Here is a 23,982-nt window from a genome sequence, read left to right as displayed (position 1 = left end):
AGTTCGAAACGTGTTCGGTACGGGAGGGATCAGATGTCGTCGACGGACGACGACTCGAACCGCGAGGAGATGTTGATGCCGAGCTCTTCAGCGGCACGGAAGACCTCGTCGTCCGTGTCGCGGAGGCTGACCGCCTGGCCGTCCGCCGAGAGGACCTCGACGTTCAGGCAGAGCGACTGCATCTCCTTCATGAGGACCTTGAACGACTCCGGGATGCCGGGCTCCTGGATGTTCTCGCCCTTGACGATCGCCTCGTAGACCTTCACGCGGCCGAGGATGTCGTCGGACTTGATCGTCAGGAGCTCCTGGAGGGCGTACGCGGCACCGTATGCCTCGAGCGCCCACACCTCCATCTCACCGAAGCGCTGTCCACCGAACTGCGCCTTCCCACCCAGCGGCTGCTGCGTGATCATCGAGTACGGGCCGGTCGAACGGGCGTGGATCTTGTCGTCGACCAGGTGGTGCAGCTTCAGGATGTACATGTAGCCGACCGAGACGGGCTCCGGGAACGGCTCGCCGGAGCGACCGTCGAAGAGCTGCGCCTTGCCCGAGGAACCGATCAGGCGCTCGCCGTCACGGTTCGGGAGCGTGGAGTCGAGGAGGCCCTCGATCTCGCGCTCGTACGCACCGTCGAACACCGGGGTGGCGACCTTCGTGCCGGGGGCTGCGCTGTGCGCGGCCTCGGGCAGGGCGGAGGCCCACTCCTGGATGCCCTCGACGTTCCAGCCCTGCTTCGCGAGCCACCCGAGGTGGATCTCGAGGACCTGGCCGAAGTTCATGCGGCCGGGGACGCCGAGCGGGTTGAGGACGATGTCGACCGGGGTGCCGTCCGCGAGGAACGGCATGTCCTCCACGGGCAGGATCGTCGAGATGACGCCCTTGTTGCCGTGGCGGCCGGCGAGCTTGTCACCCGCGGTGATCTTGCGCTTCTGGGCGATGTAGACGACCACGCGCTGGTTGACGCCCGAGCCGAGCTCGTCGTCGCCGTCCTGCGAGTCGAACACCTTGACGCCGATGATCGTGCCCTCTTCACCGTGGGGCACCTTGAGCGAGGTGTCGCGGACTTCGCGCGACTTCTCGTTGAAGATGGCACGGAGCAGGCGCTCCTCGGCGCTCAGCTCGGTCTCGCCCTTCGGCGTGACCTTGCCGACCAGGATGTCGCCGGGGCGGACCTCGGCACCGATCCGGATGATGCCGCGCTCGTCGAGGTCGGCCAGGAGGTCCGGGCTGACGTTCGGGAGGTCGCGGGTGATCTCCTCTTTCCCGAGCTTCGTGTCGCGGGCGTCGACCTCGTACTCCTCGATGTGGATCGAGGAGAGCGTGTCGTCCTTCACGAGGTTCTGCGACAGGATCATCGCGTCCTCGTAGTTGTAGCCCTCCCACGGCATGAACGCGACGAGGAGGTTCTTGCCGAGCGCGAGCTCGCCGTTCTCCGTCGCGGGGCCGTCGGCGATGACCTCGCCCTGCTCCACACGCTCACCGGCGCTGACGATCACGCGGTGGTTGTAGCTGGTGCCCTGGTTCGAGCGGTCGAACTTGCGCAGGTAGTAGGTCTGCGTGCCGCCCTCGTCGAGCTGCAGGGTCACGGCGTCGGCCGAGACCTCGGAGACGACGCCCGCCTTGTCGGCGGTGACGACGTCACCGGCGTCGATGGCGGTGTAGCCCTCCATGCCGGTGCCGACGAGCGGCGACTCGGAGCGGAGGAGCGGCACGGCCTGGCGCTGCATGTTCGCACCCATGAGGGCGCGGTTCGCGTCGTCGTGCTCGAGGAACGGGATGAGCGAGGTCGCGACCGACACCATCTGGCGCGGCGAGACGTCCATGTAGTCGACCTCGTCCTTGCCGACGAGCTCGACCTCCCCGCCCTTCTTGCGGACGAGCACCTTGTCGTCCTGGAAGTGGAAGTCGTCGGTCAGCGGGGCGTTGGCCTGCGCGACGACGAAGTCGTCCTCTTCCGAAGCCGTGAGGTAGTCGATGGTCGTGGTGACCTGACCGTTCACGACCCGGCGGTACGGGGTCTCGATGAAGCCGAAGGAGTTGATCCGACCGAAGGACGCGAGCGAACCGATCAGGCCGATGTTCGGGCCTTCCGGGGTCTCGATCGGGCACATGCGGCCGTAGTGCGACGGGTGGACGTCGCGGACCTCGACGCCGGCACGCTCACGGGAGAGACCACCCGGGCCGAGGGCCGACAGACGCCGCTTGTGCGTCAGGCCCGCGAGCGGGTTGTTCTGGTCCATGAACTGCGACAGCTGGCTGGTCCCGAAGAACTCCTTGATCGCAGCGACGACGGGACGCACGTTGATGAGCGTCTGCGGCGTGATGGCCTCGATGTCCTGCGTGGTCATGCGCTCGCGGACGACGCGCTCCATGCGGGACAGACCCGTGCGGACCTGGTTCTGGATGAGCTCGCCGACCGCGCGGATACGACGGTTGCCGAAGTGGTCGATGTCGTCCACGTCGAGGCGGAGCTGGACCGGCTCGCCGTCACGGATGCCGTCCATCGTGGTGCGCTCGGCGTGCAGCGACACGAGGTACTTGATCGTCGCGACGATGTCCTTGACGGTGAGCACCGAGTCGGACAGCGGGGCGTCGATGCCGAGCTTGCGGTCGAGCTTGTACCGACCGACCTTGGCCAGGTCGTAGCGCTTCGGGTTGAAGTAGAAGTTGTCGAGGAGCGCACGCGCGGCCTCGGCGGCGACCTGCTCGCCCGGACGGAGCTTCCGGTAGATGTCCTTGAGCGCCTCTTCCTTCGTGAGGACGGCGTCCTTCTCGAGGGTCGACTCCATGGACGCGAAGCCCTGGAACTCCTCCATGATCTCTTCGCTCGTCAAGCCGAGGGCCTTGAGGAAGACGGTCACGGACTGCTTGCGCTTGCGGTCGATGCGCACGCCCACCTGGTCGCGCTTGTCGATCTCGAACTCGAGCCACGCACCGCGCGACGGGATGATGCGAGCGGAGTAGATGTCCTTGTCGGACGTCTTCTCCTGGGCGCGCTCGAAGTACACGCCCGGCGAGCGGACGAGCTGCGAGACGACGACACGCTCGGTGCCGTTGATGATGAACGTGCCGCGCTCGGTCATGAGCGGGAAGTCGCCCATGAAGACCGTCTGCGTCTTGATCTCACCCGTCATGTGGTTCATGAACTCGGCGTTGACGTACAGCGGAGCGGCGTAGGTCTTGCCGCGCTCCTTGCAGTCGTCGATCGAGTACTTCGGGTCCTCGAGCTCCGGCGACGTGAACGAGAGCTGCATGGTCTCGCCGAGGTCCTCGATCGGGGAGATCTCCTCGAAGATCTCCTCGAGGCCGGAGTGCAGCGCGAGGTCGGTGCGACCCTGCTCCTGCCCTTCGGCGAGGCGGGCCTTCCATGCGTCGTTGCCGACGAGCCAGTCGAAGCTCTCCGTCTGGAGGGCGAGCAGATCAGGAACCGTGAGGGTGTCCGTGATCTTGGCGAACGAGAGTCGCGAGTGGTTGCGACCGTTCTTGGGGTTGGTGGATGCGTTGGGCGCAGCAGCCAAGGGTTTGACCTCCGGTAGGCCCCGTCGGGCCGACACTGACGAGCAGTGTGTAGGTGAGTGGATTGATCGCTCGGCGCAACCCGATGATCACGACACGAGTACGGTGAGGCTCCGGGTCCGGAGCCGCCTGTGGGATGATCGGTGAGCGGGCCCCGCCGCCATATACGGGACCGGCATCACCAGGCGTGTTCTGCGAAGCACCTGCTGAGAGGCGTCTTCGAGGAACTCGGTCGACCGCAATATGACGACACGGATGCCAGGGAGCGCGAACTGTCATCATAGGTCGGGGACGAGTGCGCTGTCCAGTCCTGGCTTGACCGAGATCGAGTCCGGCGTGTATAAGCCCCGCCGGGCCGGTCTCATTCCCCCGCGCGGTCACCGCCGGCGGCCCCCTCGCCGAGTGCACGGACCGCGTCGCACGGTCGGTCGCTCCGCACGAAGGTCGTCCGCCCCGCGTCGTCGGTGATCTCCACCCCGGGCCCCGGCGTCAGCACGAGTGCCCGGCGGCGGCGCCCGATCCGGAGACCGACCCCGCCGTAGGTGGCGGCGTCCGCCTCGGTCACCCGGACCCTCGTGATCCGCCGTCTGGCGATCCGGCGGGGCGGGAGCGGCCGGAAGTGCAGCACGACGGCGTCCTCGGTGACGGTGAACCCGGCGCGGGCGGCGAGGGCGAGTGCGCCGACCACGACGGCGACGAGCCCGGGGACGACGAGCGCCGACTCGGGCGCGTCCCCCGGCCAGGCGAGGACCGCCGCCGTCAGCGCGAGCCCGGCGGCCAGGACGACCCCGCCGACGACGCGCATCCAGACCGGCGCGCTCTGGCGGTCCTCGACGAGCGGCCGGGAGGCCCGCCCCGGCTCCGTCGTGCGGCGTGCGCGAGCGGTCGCGCGCGCCGGATGTCCGGCGCGTCCGGGTCGGACGGGGATCGAGAGGGTGTCGGTGGACATGGTCGGGCTCCTTCGGGCGCGGGACGCCCGGACGTGGTGCGGCGGTGCGGGGCGGACGGCGGCACGGCGAGGAGGCCCGCGACGAGGGCGGGGCTCGTCGTCGGGCTGCGTCCGGAGCGGTCGGGAACGGCGGCGGACGGGCTCCGGTGGGACCGGGGCGGGCGTCGACGGCGTCGGGCCGACCGTGGCGACGGACACGACCGGGGGTGGGGGTGGTCACGTCGTTCGTCGCCCGAGGACACCGGGACGGTACGTTCTGCACCTCGGCGTCTCCTGACTGTCCATGCAGAGGCATGGATCAGCGGCGGCCAGCGTCCATCGGACGACCGGTCGGCCGGCGCGCGTGCGGTTCGTATCCTGGTCGCATGCCCAGTCTCTCGAGCGAGGAGCTCTCCAGCTGGATCGCGGAGTTCCGTGCGCACGACGCCGGCGACGCTGCCGACCCACGGGCGATCGACGTGTCGTGGGACGGTTCCCTCATCGACACCGCGCTCATCGTGGCCCGGCTGGGCACGTCCGGCACCGAGGTCTACCTGAAGCGTGAGATCGGCGGCTCGCCGGAGTGGACCGTGACGTTCGAGGCCCGCGAGACCGACGCGCAGGTCTCCGCGGAGCAGGTGATGACCCTGGCCACCGAGGTCCTGGCGGTCGGCCGGCTGTGCGCGTTCCTCACGGAGCGGACCGCGCAGCACCTCCGCGAGGTCGCGGGCCGCGATGGTGTTCCATCGACCCATGGCTGATGCGTTCGACGGGTTCCGGGTCGGTGCTGGGTACGCGGTGGTCGAGCCGGACAAGCACCGGCCGGGCTCGTTCACCCTGGTGGTCGACGGCACGCCGCAGTCACACGTCGACCTCGAGGACCCGACACACCTGGCGTTCGAGTACATCCGGCGGATCGGGCACGCGATCGACCTCCTGCCGCCGGGGCCGGTCACCGCACTGCACCTCGGCGCCGGCGCATTGACCCTGCCGCGGTACGTCGCGGTCACCCGACCGGGTTCGCGGCAGCAGGTCATCGAGCTCGAGCGGGACCTGGTCGACCACGTGCGGGACGCCCTGCCGTTCCCCCGCGGCGCCTCGATCCGCGTGCGGTACGGCGACGCCCGCGAGGTCCTCGAGAAGCTGCCGGCCGGTCTCCGCGGCACCGTGGACCTGGCCGTCGTCGACGTCTTCAGCGGCGCACGCACCCCCGCGCACGTGACGAGCGTGGAGTTCTACCGCTCGGTCGCCTCCTTCCTGTCCCCGACCGGCATGGTCGCGGTGAACGTCGCCGACGGTGCCGGCCTGGCCTTCGCCCGTGGGCAGGCAGCGACGCTGCAGTCGGTGCTGCCGTCCGTCGCGGTGGTCGCGGACACCGGGATGCTCAAGGGCCGGCGGTTCGGCAACATCGTGCTGCTCGGGTCCCCCGGTGCCCTGCCGATCGCGGAGATGCCGCGGCGGTACTCCTCCGACCCGCTGCCGAGCAAGGTCGTGCACGGCGACGAGCTGCGGTCCTTCATCGCGGGGGCGCCCATCGTCACCGACACCACGGCCGTCGGGTCGCCCGAGCCGAACCGGTCCGTCTTCGGCGCCTGAGCAGCGGCTGCGGACGGCGTCCCTCGCGGTGCGGACGCTGCCAGGATGGGGGCACGCCGCGCCAGCGCGCGACCGCACACCACGAGGAGGCCGCCGATGACCAACGACGATCGCACCCCAGCCCCGCAGGGCCACGGCGAGCAGGACCAGCCGCGCTACGGCGAGCGCATCACGCCCGAGCACGGTTCGGCACCGCGGTACGAGGACCAGCCGACGCAGCAGTACGGCCAGCAGTCCGCGCCGCAGTGGGGCCAGCAGCAGCACGGCGACCAGCAGTACGGGCAGCAGCAGCACGGCGACCAGTACGGGCACCAGCAGCACGGGCAGCCGCAGTACGGGCAGCCGCAGCAGTGGGACCAGCAGCACGGCGCCGCTCCCGCCTGGCAGGCGCACGACGGCTCGGTGAAGCGGAAGCGCACCCTGGGGGTCGTGGCGTTCGGCCTGGGGGTCGTGGCCCTCGTGCTCGGTGCCGTCGGCGGCTGGTTGTTCGGCAGCGGCATCGGGGCGAGCGAGTCGTTCCGGGAGCTCATGCGCAGCGGCGGCTCCGGCACCGTCGACCAGCAGCAGATGTCGCAGGAGCTCATGTCGGACCCCGCCGTGATGGGCGCCGTCGGCAGTGCCTTGGTCGTAGCGGGCATCGGCTTCGTCATCGGGCTCTGGGCCCTCGTGCAGGGCATCATCGCCACCGCCACGGGACGCGGCCGGGTGTGGGGCGTCCTGGCGATCGTCCTCGCCGTCCTCGCCGGCATCGCGTTCTTCGTCGCCTACGGCGCCTCGATCGCCGCCGCCGTCGCCGGGGCCCGCTGACCGCTCGACGCCGACCGACACGGCCCGTCCCGGTGCATCCGGGGCGGGCCGTGCGCGTTCCGTGCGCGTGGCACGGGGACCTCAGGGGATCGCGCGGATACCCTCGACCGTGATGTCCCTCCCGCCCGACGAACGCCGAGACCACGACCGGACCGACCAGGCCCGGGAGCCCCGTCATGCCGCCCCGGTGACCGCCGGGGTCAGCCCGGGCAGCACCTTCGCACCGATCAGCCTCCGCCCGGCCGTCGACGTCCAGGTCGTGCAGGACCGCCTGCGCGACCTCGGCCAGAGCCGGAGCACCGACGCCCTCGCCGAGCGCGCCGAACTGCTCCGTCTGCTCGGCCGCCTGGACGAGTCGCTCACCGTGGCCGAGGAGGTGTTCCGGCTGACGATGTTCACCGGGGAACGCCAGGACAAGGTCGGCGCACGCATCCGCCGCGCACACGTCCTGCACGACCTCGGGCGCTACGAGCGCGCCGCCACCGAGGCCTCGATGGCGCGCGACACGGCCGCGACAGAGGAGTGGCCGGAGCTGGAGGGCGCCGCCGCCGAACTCGAGGGCTGGTCCCTCTACGAGCTCTCCCGGTTCGAGGAGGCACGCGCCGTCCTCAGCCGCGCGTACGACGCCTTCCGCGCTGCCGGAGCACCGTCCGAGCGCACCGAAGCGCTCCGCACGGCCGTCGAGGCCGCACTCCGGGCCTCCATGGCGCAGCCCGCCCCGGAGCCGGAGGCCGCTCGACCGCGGACCGCCCGCGAGGTCGCGGTCCGCACCGAGGGCGAACCGCAGACGCGCATGGCCGAACCGGAGAAGCAGATCCCGCCGATCCGACGCCGCGTGCTCGGTGCACCCGACGCCGCCCGGACCGAGGGCGACTCGCTCTGGGGCCGCCTGTCCGCCCGGAAGGACCGGTCCGACGAGGGCCAGGGTCCGCTCGGGGAGCAGTGACCGCACTCGACCACGTCCGGTCCCGGGCTGCCGAGCTGATGGGCGCCCACCTGCCCGACGGCTCCTGGACCTTCGCGTTCGACAACGCGAAGACCCGAGCCGGCCAGTGCGACTTCGCCCGGCGCCGCATCACCGTGAGCCGGCATCTCGCCGTCCGCTTCGCTCCCGACGACGTCGAGCAGGTCCTCCTGCACGAGATCGCGCACGCCCTGAGCGGGCCACGCGCCGGCCACGGGCCCTCGTGGCGCCGGACGGCCCGTGCCCTCGGGTACAGCGGGTCGCGGCTGCACGACGGACCGATCGCGAGCGAACTGGCGCCGTGGGTGGGGCACTGCCCGGCCGGACACGAGCACTTCCGGTACCGGACCCCCACGCGCCCGCTGGCCTGCGCCCGGTGCTCGCGCCGGTTCGACGAGCGGAACGTCATCGCATGGACGCGACGCCTGCCCGGGATGACGGAGACGACTAGCCCAGCCCCGGCAGATCGTTTCGGAGGCGCGCCGCACACCCGTTAGCCTGGGCGGATGCGAACAGGGCAGGACATCCGGACCGATGCCGGGTCCTCGTGGTTCTTCGACGCGGGACGCATTGCCCTCGACTTCGCGCACACCGGCGGGTTCACCGACGACCCCGACCGGCGCCGTCCGCGTGGGCACCTCGGTGAACTGCTCGCGACCCCGGCCGACCTGGACGAGTGGCTCGGCCTGCACACCGAACCGATCGACGTCGGCGCCACCGCGCGCGAACTGCAGGACGCCCGTGCGCTCCGGGCCGCGATCGCCCGCCTCGCCGTCGCCGCGGCACCCGCTGCCGCCGACTCCGCGGGCGAGCGCACCGCCGTCGCCGCGGGCCTCCGTGCCGGGACGGGACGCACCCGTCCCGTGCCGGACGACATCGACACCGTCAACCTGTTCGCCGCACTGCCGGACGTGCCCCCGAGCCTCCCGGGTGGTCGACGCCGTGCCGGGGCGAACCGCGTCCGGCTCGCGCAGGCGCTCTCGAGCGTCGCCCGCGACGCCGTCGCCCTGCTCACCGAGGTCGGCTTCGACGACCTCGAGGCCGAGGGCCGGTCCGCGCGGCTCAGCCGGTGCTCCGCGCCGGACTGCGGCCTGGTGTTCTACGACTCCTCGCGCGGCGGCACCCGACGCTGGTGCTCCATGCAGCGCTGCGGGAACCGGGCGAAGGTGCGGGCGCATCGGGCCCGCCGCGCAGGCGTCTGACCGACACCGAGCTGCGAGCAGCGGGTCCGGCAGCGGGTCCGGCAGCGGGCCGCGGTCCGCCCGATCTGGTGCGGCACCGAAACCCTGGATTCGGTGCACCGAACTCTCTGGCATGCTGACCGCATGACGGACACCGCCGCCCCGGTCGTGAGCCAGCGCCCGCCCGGTCGACGTGCCGCCGGGCTCGGACTGCTCGGACCGGCCTTCGTCGCCGCCATCGCCTACGTCGACCCGGGCAACGTCGCCGCGAACCTCACCGCCGGCGCCCGGTACGGGTACCTGCTGCTCTGGGTGCTCGTGGCCGCCAACGCGAGCGCGGTCGTGGTGCAGTACCTGTCGGCGAAGCTCGGCATCGTCACCGGGAAGTCGCTGCCGGAACTGCTCGGCCTGAAGATGCGCCGCACGCCGCGCCTGCTGTTCTGGGCGCAGGCCGAGGTGGTCGCGGCGGCGACCGACGTGGCCGAGGTCATCGGCGGCGCACTCGCCCTGCACCTGCTCTTCGGCGTGCCCCTCGTCGCCGGCGGGCTGATCACCGGCGTCGTCTCGATGGCGATCCTCCTGCTGCAGAACCGCCGGGGCGCCCGGACCTTCGAGGCGGTCGTCACGGCGATGCTCGCGGTCCTCACGATCGGGTTCTGCGCCGGGCTGCTGTTCGCGCAGGTGTCCCCCGGCGAGCTCGTCGCCGGCATCGCGCCCCGGTTCGCCGACTCCGGGTCCGTGCTGCTCGCCGCCTCGATGCTCGGCGCGACCGTCATGCCGCACGCCGTGTACCTGCACTCCGCCCTGGCCCGCGACCGGCACGGGGACGTCCCGGCCGGTCCCGAACGGCACCGGATCCTCGTCGCCACCCGCTGGGACGTCGGCCTGGCCCTGGTCGTGGCCGGCGGCGTGAACATCAGCATGCTCGTCCTCGCCGCCGCCACGCTGCAGGGCGTCGACGGCACCGACTCGATCCCCGGGGCCCAGCGGGCCATCGCCGAGAACGTCGGTCCGGTCGTCGGGGTGCTGTTCGCGATCGGACTGCTCGCGTCGGGGCTGGCGTCGACCTCGGTCGGCTGCATGGCCGGCGCGGAGATCATGCACGGGCTGCTGCGCGTGCGGGTGCCGCTCGTGGTGCGGCGGCTCGTCACGCTCGTCCCCGCGATCGTCCTGCTCGCGCTCGACGCCGACGCCACCCAGCTGCTCGTCATCAGCCAGGTCGTGCTGAGCTTCGGCATCGCGTTCGCGATCGTGCCGCTCGTCGCCTACACGTCCCGGCGGAGCGTGATGGGTGCCGACGTCAACGCCGTCGGCACCCGGGTCGTGGCCTGGCTCATCGCCACGGTGATCGTCGCCCTCAACGTGGCGCTCATCGTGCTCACCGTCACGGGCTGAGCCGCGCGGCTCCTAGGAGACCCGCACGTCCTTCCAGAACGCCACGTAGCCGCTGTAGTCCTGGCCGACGCGGTCGAACGACGACGGGATCGGCTCCGGGTAGGACCAGGCGTTGTCCACGTGCTCCTGCCCGTCGACCGTCACGGTCCAGTACTGGGTGTCGCCCTTCCACGGGCAGTGGTACTGGGTGGGGCTCTCGCTGAACAGCTCGGTCTTCACGCTCGCCGGCGGGAAGTACCAGTTGCCCTCGATCTGGATGAGGTCCGCCTCCGGGGCCTCCGCGATGACGGTGTCGCCGATCACTGCCTGCATGACTTCCTCCTCGTTCCGGCCGTCGGTCCGACGGCGTCCGACCGGGACCCTACGCCCGTGCGGTGGACGGTCGCAGCGTGACCAGGTCGGGACCCACGGCGAGCGCCGCGTGCACCTGCTCGGCGCCGAGCACGGCGGCGGACTCGGAGGCCGTGACGAGGTGCTTCGCCGCCCGACGGAGGCCCGTCCAGGCGGCGCACGCCGCCGCGGCCTCCGGGGACGTGTGGTCGATGCCGGACTCGACGAGCGCGTCGACGACCGCGCCGGCGCCGAGCAGGTCCTCCACGGCGAACTCCGGGACCGTCCGGACGTCCGGTGCCTCGCCCGCCTCGGCGGCCGCGTCGCCGCCGACGGGTCCGTCGACGTGGCCGGCCGCGACCACCGCGACGACGCAGCGGTCGCCCCGCTCGGCCTGGAGGCGCGCCACCCGTCCGGCGACCGCCGCGGTGTTGCCGAGGTGACCGAGCACGACCTCCGGCCCGTCGGGCAGCTGCCCGAGCGGCACACCCCGGTGGACGTCGTGGTGGCGGACGTCGTCGTGCCGGACGTCATCGGCGCGGACGTCGTCGGGGAAGGCGGCCGCCGGGAGCACGTCCACCCACACGAGCAGGTGCGCATCGGCGGCGACCCGCGCCGCTCCCGGGACACCCCACCCGAACCGCACCTGGTACCGCTGCTGTCCTCGTTCCTGCACGCCGACACGATAGTCGCGGCGGGACCTCGGCCGAGCACGCTCCGAGCGGTCCCGCGCAGCTGCCGTGTCCGGTGTGCCCGGTACGATCCACTGCCATGGAGACCGACCCCGCGCCCACCCTCACCGGCGACCGCGTCACGCTCGAGCCCCTGTCGCACGAGCACGCGGACGACCTGCGGGCGGCCGTCGCGGACGGCGACCTCTGGCGCGCCTGGTACACCCGCGTGCCCACGCCAGCGGGGGTCGACGAGGAGGTCGACCGGCGACTCGCCGAGCAGGCCGCCGGTCGGATGGTGCCGTTCGCCGTGCGGGACCGCCCCACCGGACGGGTCGTCGGCGCCACCACGTTCCTCGACATCGACCGGGACAACCGCCGGGTCGAGATCGGTGCGACGTTCCTCGGCGCCTCCGCCCAGCGCACCGGCATCAACACCGAGGCGAAGCTGCTCATGCTCTCGCACGCCTTCGACGTGTGGCAGTGCATCGCGGTCGAGTTCCGGACGCACTGGCACAACACCCGGTCCCGCGCCGCCATCGCGGGCCTCGGCGCCAAGCAGGACGGGGTGCTCCGGAACCACGCCCTCGGCCGCGACGGCAGCCTCCGCGACACCGTGGTGTTCTCGGTCATCCAGTCCGAGTGGCCGACCGTCCGGCTCTCCCTCGCTGAACGTCTGCGCAGCCATGACCGCGCGGAAGGGTCGCGCCGCCGCTCCGCCCGGCACGCCTGACGGTCCCGGCGGTGGCCCTCCCGCCGCCGACGCCGTGCCGTGCCCGCGCCCGTGCCCGTGCCCGCGCCCGTGCCCGCGCGACGGCACCCCAGCACGCCCGGGTAGCGTCCGCCCCATGCACGTCGGACTCCGCATCGAACTGGACGCACCCGTGGACGCCGTCCGGGACGCCCTCCTCCGGCCGTCCGTCATGGTCGCCGTCACGAAGCCGTTCCTGGTCTACCGGTCGCTCGACCCCGACGGGTTCCCCGAGCACTGGACACCGCACGACCCGCACCCGATCAGCGCGTCGACGTTCGGTGTCCTCCCGAGCGGCTCGAGCCACGTCGACATCGACCTGCACGAGACCGAGGGCGTCCCCGTGCAGGTCGACCGCGGCGGCGGCACGAGCGGGCTGTTCGCCCGGATGGACATGCGCCACCGGATGGCCGTCTCCGCGCTGCCGGGCGGGCGCACGCTGTTCCGCGACCGGCTGACCTACCGGACCCGGCCGGCGCTCCTCGGAGTGGCGCTCTGGCCCGGTATGTGGGTCATCTGGCAGTGGCGGGCGTTCCGGATGCGGGCCCTCGCGCCCACCTGGCGGGCGTGACCCGAGCAGACCCCGCGACCGCGCCTCCAGGCCCGGAGCGGCGTCACCGGCCGGGCGTACGCTCGGCGACGTGACCCAGACGGAGACCGCCGACCGCGTCCGAAGCACCCTCGCCACCGTCGACTGGCGGCGTCGGACCTTCGACCTGTACCGGCGGGCGCGGGCCGCCGCGACCCCCGAGGCCGCACACGCGCTGTGGCGCGAGGGTCGCGACGCCATGTTCGCCGGACACCCCGCGAGCCCGCTCCTCCCCGAGGACGCAGCCGCGTTCTCGTCCCTCCCCGTCCCCGACTACGACCCCGCGTGGCGCTTCCGGCTCCGCATCGAGGAGGCGGCCCCGCAGTCGCTCGACGTCGAGACCGGCACCGACGGCGTCGTGCACTTCGACCGCCTCGGCGTCGTGGAGGTCCCCGGCGTCGGCACGCTCGACGTGTGGTCGCACGGCGGCTACGCGGGCGGGCTGTTCGTCCCGGTGAAGGACGCCGGTGCCGGGAAGCCCGGCGGGACCTACGGCGGCGGCCGCTACCTGCTCGACACCATCAAGGGCGCGGACCTCGGCGGCGTCGACGGGGAGCTCGTGCTCGACTTCAACTTCGCGTACAACCCGTCGTGCGCGTACGACCCGGCGTGGGCGTGCCCGCTCGCGCCGCCCGGCAACACCGTGCCCGTGGCGATCCCGGTCGGCGAGCGGTACGGCTCCTAGGGTGGACCGCATGTCGGGATTCGTCGCGATCGACGCCGGCGGCCGCGTGCCGCCCTTCGAACAGGTGCGGTCGCAGCTCGCCGCGCAGATCACCGCCGGCTACCTCGTGGACGGCGAGCGGCTGCCGAGCGTCCGCGGGCTCGCCGCCGAGCTCGGGCTCGCAGCCGGCACGGTCGCCAAGGCCTACCAGCTGCTCGAGGAGGCCGGGCTCGTGCACACCGCGCGAGGCGCCGGCACACGCGTGGTGCGACCGGCCGAGGTGCCGGAGAGCGTCACCGCCGCGGCGGCCGCGCTCGTGACTGCTGCGCGCGAGGCCGGCCTGTCGGCGGACCAGGCGGCCGCCGCGCTGCGGGACGCCTGGCCGGCGTAGCGGTCCGGAGCGCGCCGACTCCGCGCCGGGCGACACCGCTCGTACCGGGAGGCGCGTGTCCCGTCGCCGAGTGCGATCGGTGCCCGCGGCGCGACGCTCAGCAGTGCTCGAAGACGTACCCGTCGTCGCCGGCCGGCACGAGGTCCCGGTCGCGGAGGATCGTCATGCGTGGGCGGTCCGGCATCGCACACACGTCCGACCAGTCCTGCTCCAGCGTGTCCGCGTACTCGACGTCCACCACGCGGTCGCCGTACACGTCCGTGTAGGCGGCGCACTCGTCGTACTGCACGCACTCCTCGGCCACCGCGAAGTCGAACCCGGTGCGCTGCTGCCCGACCGTGCCGAGCTGCGGGGTGTTCTTCTGCGCGGCGGCCAGACCCTCGTCGTGCGCCGCCCGGACGAGCGCGGCGGCGAGCGCGAGGTTGCCGGAGCGGGTGAGCCTGCCGCCGGACCGGGTCCAGGAGTCGAGGTTGTCGAACTCGACGGCGTCGAACCCACGGTCCGCGCACCGGGCGATCGTCCGCCCGAGGACCGCGGTGATGGTCGCGCGCGCCGCTGCCGTCCGGGTGTCGAGCAGCATCTCGTCCGGCCACCCCGGATCGCGCACGGGGGTGCCGGCCGCCGCCCGGAGGACCGCTCCCGGGTGGTCGGACAGCCAGGAACCGCGGTCACCGGGCTGGGTCTGGAAGCCGTTGACGTAGCAGATGCCGTACGTGTCGGCTGCCGGTCGCTCGGTGCTGTCCCGTGCGACGACGGTGACGCCGGCGGGCGGGGCGTACCCGCCCCCGAGCTGGTAGTCGGGGATGCCGGTCGTCGGGAGCGGCCGGGGAGCCGCAGCGGCGGACCCGTCGGCGTGCGCGGTGGCACCACCCGCCAGCGCGGTCTCGCCGCCCGCGCCCGCACAGCCCGCCGAGGCGAGGGTGACGAGGGTCACGAGGGCGGCCATGACGACGGTGATCCGGGTGCGCACGAGGCATCCTCGCACGCTCATCGCGAACGCCCCCTCCCGCTCCGGGTCCCCGGCCCGCTATGCTGGGACCACTCGAGGCGCCGATCGCCTCGTGCGTCGTACGGACGCCCCCGAAACTCCCGGTGTCCCGCACCGAGCCCCAGCGGCTCACACGCGGAACCGACACCGATGTATCGCGCACCTCCCCTCCTCCCGGAACCCGTCCGGGAAGACGGAACCGGTGCCAGGCTCTCTGCTGCGGCGACAGCACCCGTCCACCAGCGCCGTCTCCTCCGGGACACGGACCGCTCACGGGTGCGCTCCCGCCCGCGCCGGCCTCGACCGCGCGCCTTCCCGGCCGGCAACGGCCCGAGAGGTCACCATGACCACCCAGAACACCACACAGGACCCCCACACCGCCGACGTCCGGTTCGCCGACCTCGGTGTCCCCGCCCCGATGGTCGACGTCCTCGTCGGCCAGGGCAAGGAGAACGCCTTCCCGATCCAGGTCGACACGCTCCCGGACTCGCTCAAGGGCAAGGACGTGCTCGGCCGTGGCCGCACCGGCTCCGGCAAGACGATCGCGTTCGCGATCCCCCTCGCCGCCCGTCTCGCCGCCGCACCCCGCCAGCGCCGCGCCGGTCGCCCCCGTGCCCTCGTGCTCGCCCCGACCCGTGAGCTCGCGACCCAGATCGACGCGACGCTCGCCCCCCTCGCCAAGGCGATGGGCCTCAACACCACGACCATCTTCGGTGGCGTCGGCCAGGGCCGTCAGGTCGAGGCGCTCAACCGCGGCGTCGACATCGTCGTGGCCTGCCCGGGTCGCCTCGCCGACCTGATGCAGCAGGGCCACGTGCACCTGGACGCCATCGAGGTCACCGTCCTCGACGAGGCCGACCACATGGCCGACATGGGCTTCCTGCCCGGTGTGACCAAGATCATGCAGGCGACGCCGGTCAAGGGCCAGCGCCTCCTGTTCTCCGCCACGCTCGACAACGGCGTGGACAAGCTCGTCAAGAAGTTCCTGCACGACCCGGTGATGCACTCCGTCGACGACGAGACCAGCCCGGTCGAGGCGATGACCCACCACCTGTTCGAGGTCGCCGACGCCGACGCGAAGAAGGACCTCGTCAAGGCCCTCGCCTCCGGCACCGGCCGCCGCATCCTCTTCATGCGCACGAAGCACCACGCCAAGCGCCTGGCCAAGCAGCTGTCGAGCCAGGGCATCCCGGCCGTCGACCTGCAGGGCAACCTGTCGCAGGGTGCCCGTGAGCGGAACCTCGCCCGGTTCTCCTCCGGCGACGCACTCGTCCTCGTGGCCACCGACGTCGCCGCCCGCGGTGTGCACGTCGACGCCGTCGAGCTCGTCGTGCACGTCGACCCGCCCACCGAGCACAAGGCGTACCTGCACCGTTCCGGCCGCACCGCCCGTGCCGGTTCTTCGGGTGACGTCGTCACGGTGGCGATGCCCGCCGAGCGTCGTGACGTCGCGCAGATGATGCGCGCCGCAGCGATCAAGGTCACCCCGCAGCAGGTGACCGCGACCTCCCCGGCCGTGACCGAGCTCGTCGGCGAGGTCGCCCCGTACCGCGAGGACACCACCCCCGTGGTCCAGCAGCAGCAGCCGCGTCGCCAGTCCTCCGGTGACGCCGCCGGCCAGGGTCGTGGCCGCTCGCGTGGTCGTGGCGCCCCCGCCGGTGGCACCGGCGGCCGGTCGGGAGGCTCGTCCTCCGCCGGGCGCTCCGCTGCCGGCACCGACACGGCTGGTTCGGGTTCCCGTCGTGGTGGTCGGTCCGACGCGGCCGGTCGCGACGACCGCCGTGGCGCGTCGACCGGCGGTGCCGCCTCCGGCCAGCGCCGTGGCGCACCGCGCCGCGCCGCTTCCGACACCACCCGCGGCGGTTCCGCGTCGGTGTGGTCATCGGACGGCGGCTACGCCGCCGGTCGGTCCCCGCGTGACGACGCTGCGCCCGCAGCCCGTCGTGGTGGGTCCCGCCGCGCCTCCCGTCCGGCCGGCAGCGGTCGCTGACCTGGTCCAACCTCAACGTCTCCTCCGAGCGGCCCGGTGTCGCCGCGTACGGTACTGGTCACCGGCGGATGCGCGAGCGTCCACCGGGGAATCGTCCGTCGTCGGAAGGAGCACGTATGGCTGGGATCGAAGACATCAAGAACGCCGCTGAGAAGGCGGCCGGCAAGGCCAAGGAAGGCTTCGGCAACGCCACCGACAACGACCGCCTGAAGGCCGAAGGTCAGACCGACCAGGGCAAGGCCTCGGCCAAGCAGGGCGTCACCGACGTGAAGGACGCTGCACACGGCGTCGCCGACTCCTTCAAGAACGACAAGTAACGAAGCCGGTCTCGTACCGCGCTGCGAAGCCCCCGGATCCGATCGGATCCGGGGGCTTCGTCGTGTGCGGGGGACGCCGTCAGTGCAGGGCGCCCACCGAGGCGAGACCGGCACGGAGCAGGGCACCGCGACCGCCCTCCATCTCGTCGGCGACGGCGTCGGACGCGGCCTCCATCGGACTCATCCAGGTCAGCTCGAGGGCGTCCTGCCGGGGTTCGCAGGTCCCGGTGACCGGCACGACGTAGGCGAGCGAGATCGCGTGCTGCCGCTCGTCCGTGAACACCGAGGCGCCGGGCAGCGGGAAGTACTCCGCGACCGTGAAGGGGTTCGGGCTGGGCGGCAGCTGCGGGAACGCCATCGGCCCGAGGTCCTTCTCGAGGTGACGGAACAGCGCGGTGCGGATCGACTCGCCGTACATCACGCGACCGGAGACGAGCGTCCGGGCGATCGATCCGCTCGGGGACACGCGCAGCAGCACGCCGACCTCCGTGACGACTCCGAGGCCGTCGGTGCGCACCGGGACGGCCTCCACGTAGGTGATGGGCATGCGACGGCGGACGGTCGCGAGTTCCTCGTCCGACAGCCAGCCGGAGCCGGAGTCGGGATCGGGGTCGGGGGTGCGGAGCGAGGCCATGCACCGTTCCTACCAGGCCAGGCGGCGAATCCGGTGCCGGAGGAGCACGGCGGTGGACGGATACCGTTGTCCACATGGTGGATGCGGACGTCGTGCAGTGGACCCGGTCGGCAGCGGACCGCGTCGGGACCCCGCTGCTCGTCGCCCTGCACGGGGTCGGGTCCCACGAGCACGACCTGCTCGGTCTGGCACCGGCCCTGCCCGCGGCGTGGACGGTGGCAGCGCTCCGGGCACCGGACCCGTGGGGGCCCGGCTTCAGCTGGTACCCGCTCGGGACGCCCGGGTCACCGGACCCCGCCGCCGCCGACGCGTCCGCGACCGCCGTGCTCGACTGGATCGACGCCGTCGCGGCCGACCACCCGCGGATCGGTCTGCTCGGCTTCTCGCAGGGCGGGTCGATGGCCCTGCAGCTCCTGCGCACGCGACCGGAGGCGTTCGCGTTCGCCGTCTCGCTGTCCGGCTTCGTGGTCCCCGGTGTCGACGACGGTCGTGACGACCGGCTGGCCGCCGTCCGACCACGGGTGTTCCTCGGACACGGGGACGCCGACACGGTCATCCCCGCCGAGGCCACCGCCAGGACCAGCGCGTGGGCGGCCGCACACACCCGGGTGACCGATCGGAGCTACCCGGGTCTGCCGCACGCGGTCTCCGCGGCGGAGCTGGCGGACGTCGCGGCGTTCATCGGCGACTGAGCCGGGACGGACGGTCAGTCCGCGAGGATCTGGAGGAGGTCCCGGCGCAGCTGGTCGACCTTCGCGGTGGCGGCGGTGAGTTGCGCCTCCGTGGCGGTGGTCCGGTACATGTGCAGCACGCCCATCGCCCTGCGGAGGGACTCGACGAACGCCCGCTGCGAGTCGGGGATGCCGGGCGTGGACTCCCACGCGGCGGCGATCTCGTCGGCCTTCGCCTCGACCTCGGCGCGTCCGGCGTCGGTGAGTTCGAAGAGCGTCTTGCGGCCGTCGCCCGTCGAGACGACGAGCTCTTCGTCGACGAGCTGCTGGAGCGTCGGGTAGACCGAACCGGGGCTCGGCTTCCATGCGCCGCCGGTGCGCTCGGCGATGGTCTTGATGACGGCGTACCCGTTCTGCGGGCCCTCGCCGAGGAGGCCGAGGACGGCGAGCCGGACGTCGCCGCGACGGCGGCGCTCGCGACCGGGGCCGAAGCCGCCGCCGAAGCCCGGGCCGAACCCGGGTCCGCCGAAGCCGGGTCCGCCGAAGCCCGGACCGGAGCCGCGACCGCCACGGCCGGCGGAGTCGTGGTCACGGCCCGGGAACCCGACGCCGTGGTGCTGGCGGGCGCCGCCGAAGCGGGGTCCGCGGGGCCCGCGACCGAAGGGGCCGCGGGGGGACGTGGTGCTGGTGTGGTCGTCCATGGAGTGCATGACGACTCCTTTCGTGGAGGATGGTCCACGACCAGGTTCGTACCGGTCGTGATGCTGTAACGATAGATCGGTACTGTTCGTTCTGTCAAGCAACGCCCGCATCAGGACGCTGTCGGTGGTGAGGAGCAGGATGGACCTGACCATGACGGACGTCTTCGAGCGCTTCTCCCCCGCCACCGCCGAGTGGTTCCGGGGTGCCTTCCGCGAACCGACGGCAGCGCAAGCCGGGGCGTGGGACGCCATCTCGACCGGACAGCACGCGCTCGTCATCGCCCCGACCGGCTCCGGCAAGACGCTGGCCTCGTTCCTCTGGTCGATCGACCGGCTCATCGCCTCGACCGACACCCCGCCGGCGAAGCAGCGGACCCGGGTGCTCTACGTGTCCCCGCTGAAGGCCCTCGGAGTCGACGTCGAGCGCAACCTCCGGAGCCCGCTGGTCGGCATCACCCAGACCGCCAAGCGGATGGGCCTGGAACCCCCGGACGTCACGGTCGGGGTCCGGAGCGGGGACACCCCCTCGTCCGACCGGCAGAAGCTCCTGCGGCTGCCGCCGGACATCCTCATCACGACGCCCGAGTCGCTGTACCTCATGCTCACGTCGAAGGCCCGCGAGACGCTCGTCAACGTCGACACCGTCATCGTCGACGAGGTGCACGCGGTCGCGTCGTCGAAGCGCGGCGCCCACCTCGCCGTCTCGCTCGAGCGCCTCGACGACCTGCTCGAGAAGCCCGTACAGCGCATCGGCCTGTCCGCGACCGTGCGTCCGGCGGAGGAGGTCGCCCGCTTCCTCGGTGGTCGTGCGCCGGTGCAGATCATCGCGCCGCCCGCGCAGAAGACGTTCGACCTCCGCGTGGTCGTCCCCGTCGACGACATGACCGAGCTCGGCGCCCCACCGGTCGGGGCGGACGCGACCTCCAGCCCGACGAACGGATCGATCTGGCCGCACGTCGAGGAGTCCGTGGTCGACCTCATCGAGCAGCACCGGTCGACGATCGTCTTCGCCAACTCCCGACGACTCGCCGAACGGCTGACCGCCCGGCTCAACGAGATCCACGAGGAACGGGCGCTCGCGACGACGGAGGTGGCCGAGCCCGTGGCCGCCGGCGTCGGCGCCGTGGCGGTCGCGCAGTCCCCGGGGCGGGCGTCCGCGCACGCGCCGGTGGCCCAGCCGAAGCGCCCCCCGGCCCAGCTCGTCGGCGGATCCGGACAGACCGAGGGCGGCGGCTCGGACCCGAGCGTGCCGGTGCTCGCCCGTGCCCACCACGGCTCGGTGTCCAAGGACCAGCGCGCGATCATCGAGGACGACCTGAAGTCCGGGCGGCTGCGCTGCGTGGTCGCCACCAGCTCGCTCGAACTCGGCATCGACATGGGCGAGGTCGACCTCGTCATCCAGGTCGAGGCACCGCCGTCGGTCGCGAGCGGCCTGCAGCGCGTCGGCCGCGCCGGGCACCAGGTCGGCGAGATCTCCCGCGGCGTGCTCTTCCCGAAGCACCGGGCCGACCTCGTCAACAGCGCCGTCACCGTCGAGCGGATGGTCAGCGGGCAGATCGAGTCGATCTCGGTCCCCGCGAACCCGCTCGACGTCCTCGCGCAGCACACCGTCGCCGCCGGAGCGGTCGACACCGTCGACGTCGAGCACTGGTTCGACCTGGTCCGGCGCAGCGCCCCGTTCAGCGGCTTGCCCCGCTCGGCGTTCGACGCGACGCTCGACCTCGTCACCGGACGGTACCCGAGCGACGAGTTCGCCGAGCTGCGCCCGCGCCTGGTCTGGGACCGCGTGCACGGCACCCTGACCGGTCGTCCCGGTGCCCAGCGACTCGCCGTCACGAGCGGTGGGACCATCCCCGACCGCGGGATGTTCGGCGTCTTCATGGTCGGGGAGCGGGCCTCCCGCGTCGGGGAGCTCGACGAGGAGATGGTCTACGAGTCCCGCGTGGGCGACGTCTTCGCGCTCGGGGCCACGAGTTGGCGGATCGAGGAGATCACCCACGACCGCGTCCTGGTCAGTCCGGCGTTCGGGCAGCCCGGCCGCGTGCCGTTCTGGAAGGGCGACGGCCTGGGCCGACCGGCGGAGCTCGGCCGCGCGACCGGTGCCTTCGTGCGCGAGGTCGAGTCCGCCTCGGACGAGGACGCCCGCGCGCGGGTGGCGGGCGTCGGACTCGACGACCGCGCGGTCACGAACCTCATCACCTTCCTCCGCGACCAGCGCGCCGCCACCGGCCACGTGCCGAGCGACACGACGCTCGTCGTCGAGCGCTTCCGCGACGAACTCGGCGACTGGCGCCTCATCCTGCACTCCCCGTACGGCATGACCGTGCACGCGCCGTGGGCCCTCGCGGTCGCGGCCCGCCTGCGGGAGCGGCACGGGATCGACGGCGGGGCGATGGCCGCCGACGACGGCATCGTGGTGCGGATCCCGGAGACCGACGCCGAGCCTCCCGGAGCGGACCTGTTCGTCTTCGACCGCGACGACCTCGAGGCGATCGTCACCGACGAGGTCGGCGGGTCCGCGCTGTTCGCCGCCCGGTTCCGCGAGTGCGCCGCCCGGGCGCTCCTGCTCCCCCGCCGCGACCCCGGCCGCCGCTCGCCGCTCTGGCAGCAGCGCCAGCGGGCGTCCCAGCTGCTCGAGGTCGCCCAGAAGTACCCGACGTTCCCGATCCTGCTCGAGACCGTGCGCGAGGTCCTGCAGGACGTGTACGACGTCCCGTCCCTGCTCGGGATCGCGGACGAGATCGCCCGACGGCGCATCCGGCTCGTCGAGAGCGAGACCGAGCAGCCGTCACCGTTCGCCCGGACGCTCCTGTTCGGCTACGTCGCCGCCTTCATGTACGAGGGCGACTCCCCGCTCGCCGAACGTCGCGCTGCCGCCCTGTCGCTCGACTCGACGCTGCTCAGCGAGTTGCTCGGTCGGGCAGAGCTGCGTGAGCTCCTCGACCCCGCGGTCATCGAGGGCGTCGAGCGCGACCTGCAGCGGCTCTCCCCGGACCGCCGGGCGCGGGACGTGGAGGGCATGGTCGACGTCCTGCGGCTCGTCGGCGCGCTCGACCTCGAGGAGCTGCTCGACCGCAGCTGGCTCGCGGACGCCCCCGACCGGACCGAGGCGGGCACCACCCTGCGCACGGCACTCGAGGGGCTCGAGCACGACCGCCGGGTCCTGGCCTTCTCGCACGCCGGCGCCACCCGGTGGGCCGTCATCGAGGACGCGTCCCGGCTTCGCGATGCGCTGGGCGTCCCGCTGCCGATCGGTGTCCCGACCGCGTTCGTCGAACCGGTCGCGGACCCGCTCGGGGACCTCGTCGGTCGGTACGCCCGCAGCCACGGACCCTTCAGTCTGCAGGAGGCAGCCGGTCGGCTCGGTCTCGGTGTCGCGGTCGTGCAGGACACGCTGCGTCGCCTGGTCGCCGACCGACGGCTGGTCGAGGGCGAGTTCCGACCGGACCGACAGGGCGCCGAGTGGTGCGACTCCGAGGTGCTCCGACGCATCCGCACGAAGTCGCTCGCGGCGCTCCGGCACGAGGTCGAGCCGGTGTCCCCGGACACGCTCGCCCGGTTCATGCCGGCGTGGCAGCACGTCCGCGTCCCCGGCACCCGCGGTGGGCTGCGCGGGATCGACGGCGTGCTGCAGGTCGTCGACCAACTCTCCGGTGTCGCCCTGCCCGCCAGTTCATGGGAGTCCCTCGTGCTGCCTGCCCGGGTGTCCGACTACGCCCCGAGCATGCTCGACGAGCTGACCGCCACGGGCGAGGTCCTCTGGTCCGGCGGCGGGACCCTGCCCGGCAACGACGGCTGGGTGCGCCTGCACCTCGCCGACACCGCGGCGACGACCCTGGCCGAGGCCGCCGGGGACGAGACGACCGAGCTGCAGCGGGACGTGCTCGGTGCCCTCGCCGGCGGTGGCGCCTACTTCTTCCGCCAGCTCGGCCAGGCCGTCGGGAGCACCGACGACAAGGCGCTGACGACCGCGCTGTGGGACCTCGTCTGGGCCGGACAGATCACGAACGACACCTTCGCACCGCTCCGGGCGATGCTCGGCGGCGCGGCGCGCACGTCCGCCGCGCCCCGGGCCCGGGCGTACCGCGGGCGTCGTCGGCCGACGCTGCCGAGCCAGTCCGGACCGCCGAACGTCGGCGGCCGCTGGTCGCTCCTGCCGCTCGCCGAACCCGACGCGACCGTCCGGGCCGCGGCGACCGCCGAGCTCCTGCTCGAGCGCTACGGCGTCGTCACCCGCGGGGCCGTGCAGGTCGAGGGCGTCCGGGGCGGCTTCGCCGGCGTCTACCGGGTGCTCGCGAAGTTCGAGGAGTCCGGCCGCGCCCGACGCGGGTACTTCGTCGAGGGGCTCGGGGCGGCGCAGTTCGCCACCGGGCCGACCGTCGACCGGCTCCGCACGTACGCGAAGGACCTGGACGACGAGGAGCGGGCCGACCCGGACCGCGTCCGGGAGGCGCTGACGCTCGCGGCCACCGACCCGGCCAACCCCTACGGGGCGGCGTTGCCGTGGCCGCACGACGCTGCTGACGAGGACGCCGACGGCTCGACCGGCACGGAGGCCGCGGGCACGTCCGCGGCGACCACCACCCCGCCCACCAAGACCGGACGGGGGCACCGACCCGGCCGCAAGGCGGGCGCGCTCGTCGTGCTCGTAGACGGCGAGCTCGCCGTCTACGTCGAACGCGGCGGCAAGAGCGTGCTGACCTTCACCGAGGACCCGGCCGACCTCGCGGCGGCGGCGACGTCGATCGCGGCCACCGTGCGGTCCGGGCTCGGCAAGCTGTCGGTGGAGCGGGTCGACGGGGAGTTCGTCCTCGAGTCGGCGCTCGGCACGGCGCTCCGCACGGCGGGCTTCACCGCCACCCCGCAGGGACTGCGACTCCGTGCCTGAGTGGATCAGG

Annotated in this window: 22 protein-coding genes; 15 read left to right on the top strand and 7 right to left on the bottom strand. The window is 72.8% G+C overall.

Annotation, left to right across the window (positions count from 1 at the left end):
- Positions 1-29: 29 nt before the first annotated feature.
- Positions 30-3,518, bottom strand: coding sequence for a DNA-directed RNA polymerase subunit beta (gene rpoB, locus DEJ32_RS04035; protein WP_110824269.1), 3,489 nt, complete (start codon positions 3,516-3,518; stop codon positions 30-32).
- A gap of 359 nt (positions 3,519-3,877) precedes the next feature.
- Entirely contained in the window at positions 3,878-4,465 is a 588-nt protein-coding gene (locus tag DEJ32_RS04030) for a hypothetical protein (protein WP_110900396.1), read from the bottom strand.
- Positions 4,466-4,830: 365 nt separating this feature from the next.
- Between DEJ32_RS04030 and DEJ32_RS04025 the strand changes: the two genes are divergently transcribed.
- The 7 genes from DEJ32_RS04025 to DEJ32_RS03995 all read left to right on the top strand — a co-directional run bounded on the left by DEJ32_RS04025 (position 4,831) and on the right by DEJ32_RS03995 (position 10,387).
- Positions 4,831-5,205 carry a hypothetical protein gene (locus tag DEJ32_RS04025; protein WP_110824271.1) on the top strand — a complete coding sequence of 125 codons (375 nt, stop codon included), beginning with the start codon at positions 4,831-4,833 and terminating at the stop codon, positions 5,203-5,205.
- The gene (locus DEJ32_RS04020; protein ID WP_110889293.1) at positions 5,198-6,040 is read left to right on the top strand and encodes a spermidine synthase; all 843 of its coding nucleotides are present in this window, start codon (positions 5,198-5,200) and stop codon (positions 6,038-6,040) included. Before DEJ32_RS04025 ends, DEJ32_RS04020 begins: the two co-directional genes overlap by 8 nt.
- 96 nt (positions 6,041-6,136) lie before the next feature.
- Positions 6,137-6,847, top strand: a complete 711-nt coding sequence (locus DEJ32_RS04015) for a DUF4064 domain-containing protein (protein ID WP_110900395.1) — start codon at positions 6,137-6,139, stop codon at positions 6,845-6,847.
- A gap of 112 nt (positions 6,848-6,959) precedes the next feature.
- Complete coding sequence (locus DEJ32_RS04010) at positions 6,960-7,793, top strand: hypothetical protein (RefSeq protein ID WP_110824274.1); 834 nt, start codon at positions 6,960-6,962, stop codon at positions 7,791-7,793.
- Positions 7,790-8,308, top strand: a complete 519-nt coding sequence (locus DEJ32_RS04005) for a SprT-like domain-containing protein (protein ID WP_258368893.1) — start codon at positions 7,790-7,792, stop codon at positions 8,306-8,308. Before DEJ32_RS04010 ends, DEJ32_RS04005 begins: the two co-directional genes overlap by 4 nt.
- Positions 8,309-8,317: 9 nt before the next feature.
- Positions 8,318-9,013 (top strand): CGNR zinc finger domain-containing protein, encoded by a 696-nt coding sequence (locus DEJ32_RS04000; RefSeq protein WP_110824275.1) that lies wholly within the window; start codon positions 8,318-8,320, stop codon positions 9,011-9,013.
- Positions 9,014-9,136: 123 nt separating this feature from the next.
- Positions 9,137-10,387 (top strand): Nramp family divalent metal transporter, encoded by a 1,251-nt coding sequence (locus DEJ32_RS03995; protein WP_110900394.1) that lies wholly within the window; start codon positions 9,137-9,139, stop codon positions 10,385-10,387.
- A gap of 12 nt (positions 10,388-10,399) precedes the next feature.
- Here the strand turns inward: DEJ32_RS03995 and DEJ32_RS03990 are convergent, their stop codons facing one another.
- On the bottom strand, positions 10,400-10,699 hold the full coding sequence (locus DEJ32_RS03990; protein WP_110824277.1) for a DUF427 domain-containing protein: 300 nt from the start codon (positions 10,697-10,699) through the stop codon (positions 10,400-10,402).
- 49 nt (positions 10,700-10,748) lie between these two features.
- Positions 10,749-11,393: a hypothetical protein gene (locus DEJ32_RS03985; RefSeq protein ID WP_110900393.1), complete on the bottom strand. Its 645-nt coding sequence runs from the start codon at positions 11,391-11,393 to the stop codon at positions 10,749-10,751.
- Between the two features lie 95 nt (positions 11,394-11,488).
- On the opposite strand from DEJ32_RS03985, the gene DEJ32_RS03980 reads away from it, so the two are divergent.
- The 4 genes from DEJ32_RS03980 (at position 11,489) to DEJ32_RS03965 (ending at position 13,783) form a co-directional block, all read left to right on the top strand.
- Positions 11,489-12,121 (top strand): GNAT family N-acetyltransferase, encoded by a 633-nt coding sequence (locus tag DEJ32_RS03980; RefSeq protein ID WP_110889298.1) that lies wholly within the window; start codon positions 11,489-11,491, stop codon positions 12,119-12,121.
- A 115-nt stretch (positions 12,122-12,236) separates the two neighbouring features.
- Complete coding sequence (locus DEJ32_RS03975) at positions 12,237-12,710, top strand: hypothetical protein (RefSeq protein WP_110900392.1); 474 nt, start codon at positions 12,237-12,239, stop codon at positions 12,708-12,710.
- A gap of 70 nt (positions 12,711-12,780) precedes the next feature.
- On the top strand, positions 12,781-13,413 hold the full coding sequence (locus DEJ32_RS03970; protein ID WP_110900391.1) for a DUF1684 domain-containing protein: 633 nt from the start codon (positions 12,781-12,783) through the stop codon (positions 13,411-13,413).
- Between the two features lie 10 nt (positions 13,414-13,423).
- Positions 13,424-13,783, top strand: coding sequence for a GntR family transcriptional regulator (locus DEJ32_RS03965; protein ID WP_110900469.1), 360 nt, complete (start codon positions 13,424-13,426; stop codon positions 13,781-13,783).
- 97 nt (positions 13,784-13,880) lie between these two features.
- On the opposite strand, the gene DEJ32_RS03960 is transcribed toward DEJ32_RS03965, so the two are convergent.
- Positions 13,881-14,753 (bottom strand): endo alpha-1,4 polygalactosaminidase, encoded by an 873-nt coding sequence (locus DEJ32_RS03960; protein ID WP_258368892.1) that lies wholly within the window; start codon positions 14,751-14,753, stop codon positions 13,881-13,883.
- Positions 14,754-15,114: 361 nt separating this feature from the next.
- Here DEJ32_RS03960 and DEJ32_RS03955 point away from each other — a divergent pair, with 361 nt between their 5' ends.
- Positions 15,115-16,761 (top strand): DEAD/DEAH box helicase, encoded by a 1,647-nt coding sequence (locus DEJ32_RS03955; protein ID WP_110900390.1) that lies wholly within the window; start codon positions 15,115-15,117, stop codon positions 16,759-16,761.
- Between the two features lie 116 nt (positions 16,762-16,877).
- Positions 16,878-17,078 (top strand): CsbD family protein, encoded by a 201-nt coding sequence (locus tag DEJ32_RS03950; protein WP_110824283.1) that lies wholly within the window; start codon positions 16,878-16,880, stop codon positions 17,076-17,078.
- Between the two features lie 79 nt (positions 17,079-17,157).
- On the opposite strand, the gene DEJ32_RS03945 is transcribed toward DEJ32_RS03950, so the two are convergent.
- The gene (locus DEJ32_RS03945; RefSeq protein WP_110824284.1) at positions 17,158-17,712 is read right to left on the bottom strand and encodes an NUDIX hydrolase family protein; all 555 of its coding nucleotides are present in this window, start codon (positions 17,710-17,712) and stop codon (positions 17,158-17,160) included.
- A 74-nt stretch (positions 17,713-17,786) separates the two neighbouring features.
- Between DEJ32_RS03945 and DEJ32_RS03940 the strand changes: the two genes are divergently transcribed.
- Positions 17,787-18,404, top strand: a complete 618-nt coding sequence (locus DEJ32_RS03940) for an alpha/beta hydrolase (protein WP_110824285.1) — start codon at positions 17,787-17,789, stop codon at positions 18,402-18,404.
- Between the two features lie 14 nt (positions 18,405-18,418).
- Here DEJ32_RS03940 and DEJ32_RS03935 read toward each other — a convergent pair whose 3' ends face one another.
- Positions 18,419-19,093 (bottom strand): PadR family transcriptional regulator, encoded by a 675-nt coding sequence (locus tag DEJ32_RS03935; protein WP_258368146.1) that lies wholly within the window; start codon positions 19,091-19,093, stop codon positions 18,419-18,421.
- A gap of 142 nt (positions 19,094-19,235) precedes the next feature.
- Here DEJ32_RS03935 and DEJ32_RS03930 point away from each other — a divergent pair, with 142 nt between their 5' ends.
- The gene (locus DEJ32_RS03930) at positions 19,236-23,972 is read left to right on the top strand and encodes an ATP-dependent helicase (RefSeq protein ID WP_110900466.1); all 4,737 of its coding nucleotides are present in this window, start codon (positions 19,236-19,238) and stop codon (positions 23,970-23,972) included.
- The last annotated feature ends 10 nt before the right edge of the window (positions 23,973-23,982 follow it).

Source organism: Curtobacterium sp. MCPF17_046 (assembly GCF_003224295.1).
GTDB lineage: Bacteria > Actinomycetota > Actinomycetes > Actinomycetales > Microbacteriaceae > Curtobacterium.
Note: the sequence above shows the minus strand (reverse complement) of the source record. Positions and strands in the feature narration are given on the sequence as shown.